This is a genomic window from Brackiella oedipodis DSM 13743, assembly GCF_000621025.1.
Classification (GTDB): Bacteria; Pseudomonadota; Gammaproteobacteria; order Burkholderiales; family Burkholderiaceae_B; genus Oligella; species Oligella oedipodis.
This window is the reverse complement of record NZ_KK211206.1, coordinates 403935-415470: the sequence shown is the minus strand read 5'-3', so window position 1 is coordinate 415470 and position 11536 is coordinate 403935. Positions and strand designations below refer to the sequence as shown.

Annotated in this window: 7 protein-coding genes; 3 read left to right on the top strand and 4 right to left on the bottom strand. The window is 49.6% G+C overall.

Features of this window, described 5'->3' with window-relative positions; translation table 11 throughout:
• Positions 1-56 precede the first annotated feature (56 nt).
• Together Q335_RS0108365 and ligA are read left to right on the top strand one after the other, a co-directional pair.
• Positions 57-1460, top strand: coding sequence for a cell division protein ZipA C-terminal FtsZ-binding domain-containing protein (locus Q335_RS0108365; RefSeq protein ID WP_028358230.1), 1404 nt, complete (start codon positions 57-59; stop codon positions 1458-1460).
• 74 nt (positions 1461-1534) lie between these two features.
• A complete protein-coding gene (ligA, locus tag Q335_RS0108360) occupies positions 1535-3586 on the top strand; it encodes an NAD-dependent DNA ligase LigA (RefSeq protein WP_028358229.1) in 2052 nt (683 codons plus the stop codon).
• A gap of 185 nt (positions 3587-3771) precedes the next feature.
• On the opposite strand, the gene Q335_RS09875 is transcribed toward ligA, so the two are convergent.
• The 4 genes from Q335_RS09875 to pbpG form a co-directional block, all read right to left on the bottom strand.
• Positions 3772-4599 (bottom strand): peptidylprolyl isomerase, encoded by an 828-nt coding sequence (locus Q335_RS09875; RefSeq protein ID WP_038369689.1) that lies wholly within the window; start codon positions 4597-4599, stop codon positions 3772-3774.
• Between the two features lie 156 nt (positions 4600-4755).
• A complete protein-coding gene (locus Q335_RS0108350; RefSeq protein ID WP_028358228.1) occupies positions 4756-5031 on the bottom strand; it encodes a BolA family protein in 276 nt (91 codons plus the stop codon).
• 29 nt (positions 5032-5060) lie between these two features.
• Entirely contained in the window at positions 5061-5693 is a 633-nt protein-coding gene (locus Q335_RS09870; RefSeq protein ID WP_084493597.1) for a septation protein A, read from the bottom strand.
• A gap of 359 nt (positions 5694-6052) precedes the next feature.
• Positions 6053-6955, bottom strand: coding sequence for a D-alanyl-D-alanine endopeptidase (gene pbpG / locus Q335_RS0108340; protein WP_028358227.1), 903 nt, complete (start codon positions 6953-6955; stop codon positions 6053-6055).
• Positions 6956-7458: 503 nt separating this feature from the next.
• Here pbpG and purL point away from each other — a divergent pair.
• Entirely contained in the window at positions 7459-11493 is a 4035-nt protein-coding gene (gene purL / locus Q335_RS0108335; protein WP_038369688.1) for a phosphoribosylformylglycinamidine synthase, read from the top strand.
• The last annotated feature ends 43 nt before the right edge of the window (positions 11494-11536 follow it).

Here is an 11536-nt window from a genome sequence, read left to right as displayed (position 1 = left end):
ATAATTATTTATGGCATACTTGTCAGTTAAAAACATTGCTCCTTAGGATTTTTTGAATGAATAACTTACAAATCGGATTAATAATAATCGGACTAGTGCTGATTGGCTTAGTATTGGGCTATAACTGGTTCCAGAATAAACGTGCCGAAAAGCGACTCAACAAGAATTTCGATACCAGCGAGCATGCCATTGATCCCCTTTTATCCCAAGAAGGTGAGGGCTATCCGGCCGCGAACCCGCAGAATCTTGGTGCTCAGTCAGGCTATAGTGCTGAGCCTAGCTTTGGTTCGCGCTCCGAGCGTAGTGACCCGGTAGCGCGTCCAGCTCCAAGCGCGACGCCGCAGACGGCTAGCAATCACAGAGACACCCCCCATTTTGGTGCGCAAGAATCCCCAGTCTCAGCTCAGGCGGCCACGACCAGCGTGCCCGAGGCGAACGCAGCGCCAAATCACACGAGTAGCCCCGCTAGCCATGCTGAGCACGGTCACTTTGCCCAAAGCCGCGCGAGCAGTGCCAGCACCAGTGCGAGCAGTTCTAGTACCCCTAGTACCCCTAGTGCTTCTAGTCAAGCACATTATCAACCACCGCAAATGCCTGCCGTGGGCGCCAAAGCCAAAGAACGCCTTACAACGCAGTCCATCATGCATGAGCAGCCAGATAATGAGCCGGACCCGACCACCGAAGCCGTGATAGATGTCCGCTTTAACCAGCCCGTACCCGGTCAGCAGCTACAAGCATTTATCGATCGCTATCCGTATGCCGAAGATAAGCGCATTCGTTATTTCCCAATGACCGAGCAAGGTGAATTGCAGCAATATGCGCAGGACGACAAACAGTACAATGGGGTGCAAATGGCCTTGATATTGGCCAACCGCCAAGGTCCGATTAGTGAGATTCATAAATCCAAGGTCTGCATGATTGCCGACGAATTAGCGAGCCAATTTGAAGCCGACATCGAGGAACCTAATTGGAGCAAACTGATTTATCAGGCGCGTGATTTAGACAGCAAATGCGCGCGTCTCGATGCTCAGGTCAGCGTGACCCTCAAATTAGATCAACCGCATCCCCTCAACTCTGTGGTGGACTTAGTGCGTCGTCGCTCCTTTGTGGATTATGCCCAAACTCTAGCGTGGTGCAATGCGGAAGGCATTCCATGCTTTGTCTTACTGTTCGATGGTATGCCGCTGGCCGCCGTAGAGGGCAATCAGGTCGAAAATATCACCTTATCGATTGACGTGCCGAATAGTCCAGCCGATCCCCAAGCCTTTGGCAAAATGGCGGCCGCCGCGCGTGACTTGGCCCAATACCTACGGGCTACAATTGTGGATGACCAGGATCAACCCCTGCAAAATGACAGTACGTTGCAAATGGTCGATGCCCAATTGTATGATTTATATAAGCAATTGCAACGCGCTGGCTTGCAGCCAGGTTCCGAACGCAACGCCAGGGTCTTTGTCTAGATCGCCAGCGTTTGCCAACAAGGTGCTCCACTGCAGCACCTTTTTTTGTGGTCAAAAACTGAGTAGCGCCAATCATGGAAGAGTTACAAAAAGAGTTAGCACAGCTTTACGCACAAGTTCGCCAATATGACTACGAATATCATGTGCTCGATAATCCCAGTGTGAGCGATGCCGTCTATGACAGCATCGTACGACGTATTTTAGCCATAGAAAAAGCCCACCCTGATTGGGTCGCTGATGACTCACCCAGCCGCCGTGTGGGGGCAGCGCCGCTCAGCAGTTTTGCGACTGTGCGCCATCAAGTCTCCATGTTGTCCCTCAATAATGGCTTTCAGGAAGAGGATATTTTGGCCTTCGATAAGCGTGTCAGTGATGGTTTGCGCAAGCAGGATGTGATAACTAGCGCGGACGAGATCGAATATGAGGCCGAACTTAAGTTTGATGGCTTAGCGGTGAACCTACGCTATGAACACGGCCTACTAGTGCAGGCGAGTACGCGGGGTGATGGCGTGGTTGGTGAAGATATCACCCAAAATATCAAAACCATTAAAAACGTGCCTTTGCGTTTACATGGCGAGGCTTGGCCAGCGGTCTTGGAAGTACGGGGCGAAGTATTGATCTACAAAAAGGATTTTTTGGCACTCAATCAACGACAAGAACAACAAGGTCAAAAGGTCTTTGTCAATGCACGCAATGCTGCTGCCGGTAGCTTACGACAATTAGACTCCAACATCACTAAGCAACGCCCGCTAAAATTTCATTGCTATGGCTGGGGGCAAATCGAAGTCTGGCCCCATGACATGCCGAGCACCCAAGAGGGCATGCTTGAGCAGTTTGTGGCCTGGGGCTTATTCGTGGCCAAACAGCGCACGGTGACTCAAGGGGCCAAGGGCTTGCTGGCGTTTTATCATGAGATTGAACAAGCGCGTCGTGACTTGCCCTTTGATATCGACGGCGTGGTCTACAAAGTCAATCGCCTCGATTGGCAGCAGCTTTTGGGGTATGTGGCGCGCGCTCCACGCTTTGCCTTGGCGCACAAATTCCCCGCTGAAGAAGCCCAAACCAAGCTTCTGGATATCGAGATCCAAGTAGGGCGCACCGGTGCCCTAACCCCGGTCGCGCGACTGCAGCCGGTCTTTGTGGGGGGCGTGACGATTTCTAATGCCACCTTACATAATGAGGATGAAATCCGTCGCAAAGATGTGAGAATTGGCGATACGGTGATCGTTAGACGTGCTGGCGATGTGATTCCCGAGGTGGTAGAGCCTATTCTTGTCATGCGTCCTGACGATGCCAAAGAGTTCACCATGGTCGAGCACTGTCCTGTCTGTGATTCGGCCATTGAGCGCCTACCGGGTGAAGCCGTGTGGCGTTGTACCGGCGGTTTATTCTGCTCGGCGCAACGGGTACAAAGTCTGATCCATGCCGCCAGCCGCAAGGCGCTCGACATTGAAGGCTTGGGAGAAAAAGTCGCTACGGCCCTGGTGCAAAATGAGATGGTACATTCCGTCGCGGATTTATATGATTTACGTCTCGAGCAGATCACCTCATTGGAACGCATGGGACCGCAATCTGCCCAAAACCTATTGGACGCCATAGAACGCAGTAAACAAAGTGATTTGGCACATTTGATTTTTGCTCTGGGGATTCGTCATGTCGGCGAAACTTCCGCGCGTGATTTAGCCTTGGCTTTTGGTAATCTTGAGCATCTCATGCAGGCCAGTACAGAACAACTACAAGCCTTAAATGACGTCGGTCCAGTGATGGCGGAGTCTATTCGACACTTTTTTGCGGAAGCCCATAATCGTAAAGTCATCGATAAACTGCGTGCCGCGGGACTCGATCCACAACAGACCTCACCCAAGCAGCAAACAGTAGCGGCCATCGCCGATAAAACCTTTGTGTTAACAGGTACCTTAGCGCATTGGAGCCGTGATGTGGCGGCGCAATATATCCAAGAGGCCGGGGGTAAAGTCACAGGTTCCGTATCTAAAAACACCGATTATGTAGTGGCCGGCGAAAAAGCCGGTAGCAAACTCGATAAGGCGGAGCAATTGGGTATTGAAGTGATTGATGAAGCCACCCTTAGACAAATGCTCGGCATGCCTCAGGAGGCAGAGGATTAAGGTGCCACCGTCGCGGCGGTTCAATTCCAGGCAATCCAAATTAGCTCAGGCCACGCCTAAATAGCGGCGCTTGCCCTAACTCATCTGTGCAAAAAAGCCCTTGTCTATGGACAAGGGCTTTTTGTAAGGACTTTTAACCACTAGCCGCCTAGGAATGGCGGCGGCTAAGGCTAAGCATGAAATGCTTATTTCTTGTCAGCGTCTTTACTGTCTTGTGCTTTGTCGTCAAGATGGCTTTCTACCTTGGCTTTTTGGCGAAGTTCGCTTAAATAGTCAGCCAATTGTTTTTGAGAAAGCATTTGTTTGAGTTCATCTTTGCTTTGGTCATAGCTAGGCACCTTGGATGGGCGGCTATCTTCGACCTCGATGATGTGATAACCAAATTGTGATTTAACGGGTTTGTCGAGCAATTCGCCTTTTTTGGCGGCTTTGACGGCTTCTGCGAAAGGTGGTGTGTAGCTTTCGGCAGGGGCCCATCCCAGTTCGCCACCTTCTTTGGCGGTGCCGGTATCTATTGATTTTTCGGCCGCTTTAGCAAAGCTAGTTTTCTTGGCTTTGATTTGTTTGAGTAGGTCTTTGGCTTGAGCTTCGTCTTTGACGAGGATGTGGCGAACCTTATATTCTTTTTGATTTTTGGCGGATTTTTCGAGGTCAGCATAGGCGGCTTTGATGTCGTCTTCGCTAGGCTCGTGTTTTTTGAGGTAATCACCGACAAAGGCCGTCATGATGATTTGTTTTTTGCTGGCTTCAAGGGCGTCTTGGACGCGTTTTTCTTTCTCGGTGCCAGCTTTTTCGGCCTCTTGGGAGAGTAATTCTTGTTTAATTAAATCTTCTAGCAATTCTTTGCGTAACTCTGGAGAGTTAGGGGCGCCGCGGCTCTCTAGCATGGCAATTTGAGAGTCAAAGACTTCTTGAGGGATGCCGTGGCCATTGACAGTGGCGACGTCTTTGGCCATGGCTGGCATGGCGAGGGCACACGCGGTCACAATTGCTAAGGGTTTAATTAATTTCATACAGTTCCTTGGTTAGTTTATAAATGTATAAATGATAGAAATCTAATCGTTACGTTAACGGATAATCATACCTGTTTATTCAAGCATTGAATATTCGCATTTGTAACTAAGCATTATCACTAGTTCAGGGCAAAGCCACAGATTTCAAGGTATGATCTACTCAGGGATGACCTGAATGGCCAGAGCATGCACAGGGAAGGGCATGAGATCCTGAACCTGCTGATATACCAATCGTTGCTGCGCCACTCTGGACAAGCCGACAAACTGTGGGCTGCTAATGCGCACCGTGAAATGGCTGGCGCCTTGTTGATTGGCGGCATGACCGTGATGCTTGTGTGAATCATCGATAATTTCGAGATGCGAAGGCGCCAACGCTTGCAGGCGTTGCTCGATTTGGGCAATACGTGCTTGGGTGACTTGAGCCTCTGGCATAATGTACTCCTTATATGACCTTATATGATTTAGTGGGGCGCAGAGTCCTGCTTATTCTGGGATTGAACCTCTAAAGAAGGGCGCACTGTTGGCGACGCTTGGTCCGCTGTATCCGCTTGATCCACTTGATCTTTAAGGTGTTTGCTCAAAAACAAGGATTGCCCAATTACAAAGGCAAAAAGCATGAGTGTCATGCCAAAGACCTTAAAGGTGGCCCACTGATCCTCAGTAAAATACCCTGAAAACGCCACAAATAAGTTCAGCGCTCCCATCACTACAAAAAAGATAGACCAGGCATGGGCCAATTTGTTCCATAGCGGGGTAGGCAGTGCAATTTGCTCACCCATGAGTTTACGTAGCACATTGACGCCAGAGAACCACAGAGAACCGCTGATGATGGCTGCAAATAAGCCATAAATAACCGTGGGTTTCCACTTAATAAAGGTGGCATTATGAAAATAAATCGTTAAACCACCAAAGATAATAATAATGCTGAGATTGAGCCAATGACTCACCGTGATTTTTTTGCGGCTCACTAATAAATAAACGATTTGTAACACACTGGCAGCAATCGCTACTTCTGTGGCGACAAAAATATCCCATATTTTTAGGGCAACAAAAAATAATAAGAGAGGGAAAAAATCAAATAAAATTTTATTCATCGTTGTTCAATTCGCTTGATGCAAGGTAAGCAGGTAAATTACTAGGCATTGTAATATAAAGCGCCATGCATCGTGGTCTGTAGCCACCACAGTTGAATATCACGCCGCTTACCCTCGGTAGAGTACAGCCACTGATCGTGACGTACCCTTATTTATCCAGCGCTTATCATGACTCATTAAGCGTTTATCAATACACCTTAAGCGCCTCCAGCACATCACCTCATCCCACCTGAAATAAAAAATCCCCAATCGTCAGATTGGGGATAAGCTCATTAAAGCACATCAGAGGAGTAAAAAAGGTAATGAGTTAATTTGGCCGTTATCCCATTAGACCGCTAAGCCATTAAGCCATTAGGTACTTAGTAAAGGCTTGGGTAGTCGTTTTGTACAATATGGCGAACTCGGACAGCATCAGCAAATCGCGTTAAATGGCCTTGGGCATTGAGCAGAACCACCGCCACGGGTTGTTTATCAAACTGCGTAATCATTACGAGACATTCGCCGGCTTCTTTGATATAACCCGTTTTGGAGATTTGGATCTTCCAGTCGGGGTTGCGAACTAGGCGATTAGAGTTTTTGTAGTTTTGGCGCTTACCGTTGCTCGTGAGAATATCGTAACCATCGCTGGTGGTGTATTGGTGAATCAGCGGTTCTTTAGAGACAGCTTTGAGTAGGCGTACTAAATCGTTAGGGGTAGAAATGTTAGACGGAGATAATCCCGTAGGCTCTATAAAACGGCTACGCGTCATGCCGAGTTGTCGGGCCGTGGTGTTCATCGCCGCCACAAAAGCGCTCAGACCACCAGGATAAGTGCGCGCCAAGGCGTGAGCGGCGCGATTCTCACTAGACATTAGGGCGAGCAAAAGCATCTCGTGACGGGGCAGCGTCGTACCCACACTTAAGCGTGAACCGGAGTTTTTGAGGCGATCAATATCATCTGAGGTGATGGTGATCATCTCGTTCATATCGAGGTTAGAGCGCACCACCACGTAGGCGGTAAGCAGCTTACTAATAGAGGCAATTGGACGAATAGTATTGGGGTTCTTAGCGTAGAGCACCTTATCGTCGTTCAAGTCCACCACCATCGCGACCTGCGAATTGACAATCGCTCCGGTATCGACCGGACCAGAAAGCGGTGAATTACTCGTAATAGGACGGGAGCTCTGCGCCTGCACTTGGGAGACGGCCAACGCACCGCAAAAAGTCAATAAACCAGCAAATCTGGCACTAAATCGTAGCGATTTTGAAATTAGGGTAGACATATAAGTGGCATCTTATAAGTTGTTGATAACGCTGCATTTAAAACAAAAGTGGGGTTTGTCTTAAATAGTAAACGAGTTAATTATATATTACTAAATATAAAAAAATCTATATTTATTAATGAGTTATAAGGCTTTGTTTAGATAGTTTATAGCTTTAAGTATAGTTTATAATCCATTGAAAAATAATGATATTTTCTATTTATGCACATTTTTGGTTTTAAAACCCTGATTAGATCTACAGTATTATTGTTACAATTAAAAGTGTAAAAGTTGTAACCACCACAAGCTGGGACCACAAGCTGAGTTAAGCCAAAAAGTAAAGCCATGGATTCTGTACAATCGGCCTGCATTTCATTGCCTAGCAAGTTAAAATAGCAACTTATTTATTGGCTCATTATCTGTACCAACTGTATGTGGGTACGGCAAGCGAGCGCATCGTGGGCGATCGTTGCAGATGTGCCAAGCGTCTTTAAGTCTTTTTATTTCTCACTGGACTTCTTACTGTGCAAGCTATTACTCTTTATGGCGCCTCAGCGCTAACCTCTGCCAACCACAAACGCTTATGGCAACAAATCAAGTCTCAACAATTACCTATAGCCGATATCACGGCTTTTTTTGAATATTACATTTTCTCTGAGCAGGCGTTAGCGCCCGCCCAAGCCCAGCGTTTAGCTGATCTGATCCACGCCAGTGCTAGCCTCCCGTCTGCTGCCAAGTCCAGCGCTCAGACCATTCGCGTCGTGCCTCGTCTCGGTACCGTTTCACCCTGGGCCAGTAAAGCCACCGATATTGCCCATAACTGTGGCTTTGCAAACGTGCATCGCATTGAGCGCGGCATGGTTTACGAGGTGCAATTAGCCCATAAATTGCTGAGCAAAAGCCAATTGACGGCTGAGCAAACGCAGCAATTATTAGCGATTTTGCACGACAAAATGACGCAAAGCGTGGTCGAAGAGGACTTTGATCCTTTGCAATTATGTCAAGAAGTGCACGCCAGTCCTTTACAAACCTATGACGTCTTGCAACAAGGCCGTCAGGGTCTAGAAACAGCCAATACCGAGTTGGGTTTGGCGTTATCAGACGATGAAATCGATTACTTGGTCGAGGCCTTTACCCAGCTCAATCGCAATCCCACCGATGTGGAGTTGATGATGTTCGCGCAGGCCAATAGTGAGCATTGCCGCCACAAGATCTTTAATGCTCAATGGACCATCGACGGCCAAGCTCAAGACAATTCTTTGTTTGGCATGATTCGCCAAACCCACCAACATCAGCCTAAGGGCACGGTGGTGGCTTACGCCGACAATGCCGCTATTATGCAAGGCGCTAAGGCGACGCGTTATTATGCCGAGAGCACAGCGCAGGGCACTAAGCAATATCAGGCACATGAGCGTCTCACGCATACCCTCATGAAGGTCGAAACGCATAATCACCCGACGGCCATTTCACCCTTTGCGGGTGCCGCCACCGGGGTCGGCGGTGAAATCCGCGACGAGGGCGCCACGGGGCGTGGTTCTAAGCCTAAGGCTGGGCTCGCAGGATTTACAGTCTCAAACCTCCACTTATATCCAGATCAGGCGGCTTGGGAGCAAAGCTCGCATGGTAATCCACAACGCTTAGCGACACCTGCCGAGATCATGATTCAAGGCCCCATCGGGGCAGCCGCCTATAATAATGAGTTTGGTCGACCGAATTTGCTCGGCTATTTTAGGGTCTTTGAGCAAGAAGTCGCTGGCATTCGTTGGGGCTATCACAAACCGATCATGTTGGCGGGTGGCATGGGCAATATCGACGATAGTCTGACGCACAAAGATAGTATTCCCGACGGCGCCTTATTGATTCAATTGGGTGGCCCGGGCATGCTGATTGGCATGGGTGGCGGGGCCGCCTCCAGTATGGCGGTGGGTGCCAATACCGCTGAGCTCGATTTTCAGTCCGTACAAAGAGATAATCCAGAGTTAGAACGCCGCGCGCAAGAGGTGATTGATGCGTGTTGGCAAATGCTCGATCAAAACCCGATTTTGGCCATTCATGACGTCGGCGCGGGTGGCCTCTCTAACGCCTTTCCTGAATTAGTCAATGACGCGGGCATGGGGGCTGTGTTTGACTTAAGCCGCGTCCATGTCGAAGAAAGCGGCATGTCAGCGGCACAGATCTGGAGTAATGAATCGCAAGAACGGTATGTGCTAGCGATCTTGCCAGAACATTTAGACACCTTTAAAGCCATTGCTGAGCGCGAGCGTTGCCCCTTTGCCGTGGTCGGCGTGGCTTGCCAAGATAAATTATTGCGCGTTACCGAAGGCGAAGGCCTTCCAGGTGAAGCGCAAGCGAGTTTTGATCAGCCCGCCAAGCACTTGCGACCGGTGGATTTACCTTTGAATGTCATCCTCGGTAAATCGCCAAAAATGCATCGCGATGTGCAGCGTAAAGTCCTGCAAACCCCAGCGCTCGATGTGGTCGGTATCGACATCAAAGCCACGGCGCTAGAGGTGATGCGCCACCCCACAGTAGCCGATAAAAGCTTTTTAATCACGATTGGTGACCGTAGCGTAGGCGGCTTAAGTAGCCGTGATCAAATGGTGGGGCCATGGCAAGTGCCTGTGGCCGATTGTGCGGTGACCTTAGCGGACTATGACCATGCCCACGGCGAAGCCATGGCCATGGGGGAGCGTTCGCCCTTAGCCATTATCAATGCGCCTGCCTCAGGGCGTATGGCTGTCGGCGAAGCCCTCACCAACTTGGTGGCTGCCGATATTGCCGATTTACAAAGCATTAAGCTCTCTGCCAACTGGATGGCCGCTTGCGGTCAAGCGGGGCAAGATGCCGCCTTATACGATACGGTGCAAGCCGTGAGTCAACTTTGCCAAGACTTAAATATCTCGATTCCCGTGGGCAAAGACTCCTTATCCATGTATAGCCAATGGCAAACACAGGACGGCAAACAAGCCGTTATGTCTCCCGTTTCCCTCGTTGTGACTGCATTTGCCGCCGTCAATCAGGCCGCCAAGACCCTCACACCGCAATTGCAAGATAATCAAGTGCGAACCAGTCTGATCTTGATCGATTTAGGCGCGGGTAAGCAGCGCTTGGGCGGTTCTGTCTTGTCGCAAGTGCTCAATCAATTCGGTCAGGAAGTGCCAGATCTGGATGATGTGGAGCGCTTGCAAAGCTTCCTCAAAGTGATTCGTCGCTTAGCCCAGGAAGAGCGCCTCTTGGCGTATCACGATCGCTCCGATGGAGGTCTTTTTGCCTGCGTCAGCGAAATGGCCCTGGCCGGCCGTACAGGGGTGGCTATCAATATTGATATGTTGACCTTTGACAATTATGTGGCGGACTGGGGCGACTATAAGATTCGTCCAGATCAGGTTCAGGTACAACGCGATGAAGCCACCGTCAAAGCCCTTTTTAATGAAGAACTCGGCGCTGTAATTCAAGTGCGTGCTGAGGATCGCGATGAGGTTTTACAAATCCTGCGCGAGGCTGGGCTATCGACCTGCAGTCATGTGATTGGTAGCACCAACCATACCGATTTAATTGAGTTCTATCGCGATGGTAAACAAGTCCTCGAGTTTAGCCGCGTCGAAGTCGCTAAGGCTTGGAGTGAAACCAGCTATTTAATTCAACAACGTCGTGAAAACCCAGAAACGGCCTTGGCCGAATACAAACGCTGGGACGACAGCAAGAACCCAGGCCTGAATGCCAAGGTCGCTTTTGATCCCCAAGAAAATATCGCCGCCCCAATGATTAATCAAGGCGCCAGACCAGCGATTGCCGTGTTGCGTGAGCAGGGGTGTAATAGCCATGTAGAAATGGCTTGGGCCTTTGATAAAGCAGGTTTTGATGCCTACGACGTGCATATGACTGATTTGCAGCAAGATCGCGTTAAGCTTGAACGTATGCAGGGCCTTGTCGCGGTGGGCGGTTTTAGTTACGGTGATGTGCTGGGCGCGGGTGAAGGCTGGGCCCGTAGCATCTTGTTTAACGAGGCGCTCAAGCAACAATTCAGTGAGTTTTTTGCGCGCCCAGAAATTTTTGCTTTAGGCGTGTGTAACGGCTGCCAAATGCTTTCTGCCTTAGCCAGCATTATTCCGGGCGCTGAGCATTGGCCGCGCTTTACGGCCAATCAATCAGGGCGTCACGAGTCGCGCTTGAGTCTTGTGCAGATCACTGACTCACCGTCGATTTTCTTTAAAGATATGGCAGGTAGTCGCTTACCAATTGCAGTCTCGCATGGCGAAGGCTTTGCCAATTATGACTTACAAGGTCATAAGGCACAGGCCAAGATCGCGCTGCAATATGTCAACAACTACGGCATGGTCACCGAAGCCTATCCCGCCAACCCCAATGGCAGCATAGACGGCACCGCCGCGGTCACCACGGCTGATGGACGTTTTACAGTCATGATGCCGCATCCAGAACGTGTAGTACGCAATGCGGCCATGTCTTGGGCCCCCGCTCAATGGGGTGAAAAAGACAGTGGCGGTGAGTTCACGCCTTGGCTCAGAATGTTTATGAATGCACGCCTATATGTCGGCTAGTGGTCTTTGAAAAAGTTATAATCATATTTTGCTAGGAGCAAGT

Bases quoted from the DNA above. Each gene is read 5' to 3' on its own strand.
- pbpG (WP_028358227.1), bottom strand. From the start codon at position 6,955: ATGTCTACCCTAATTTCAAAATCGCTACGATTTAGTGCCAGATTTGCT.
- Q335_RS0108350 (WP_028358228.1), bottom strand. From the start codon at position 5,031: ATGCCAGAGGCTCAAGTCACCCAAGCACGTATTGCCCAAATCGAGCAA.
- Q335_RS09875 (WP_038369689.1), bottom strand. From the start codon at position 4,599: ATGAAATTAATTAAACCCTTAGCAATTGTGACCGCGTGTGCCCTCGCC.
- Q335_RS09870 (WP_084493597.1), bottom strand. From the start codon at position 5,693: ATGAATAAAATTTTATTTGATTTTTTCCCTCTCTTATTATTTTTTGTT.
- ligA (WP_028358229.1), top strand. From the start codon at position 1,535: ATGGAAGAGTTACAAAAAGAGTTAGCACAGCTTTACGCACAAGTTCGC.
- Q335_RS0108365 (WP_028358230.1), top strand. From the start codon at position 57: ATGAATAACTTACAAATCGGATTAATAATAATCGGACTAGTGCTGATT.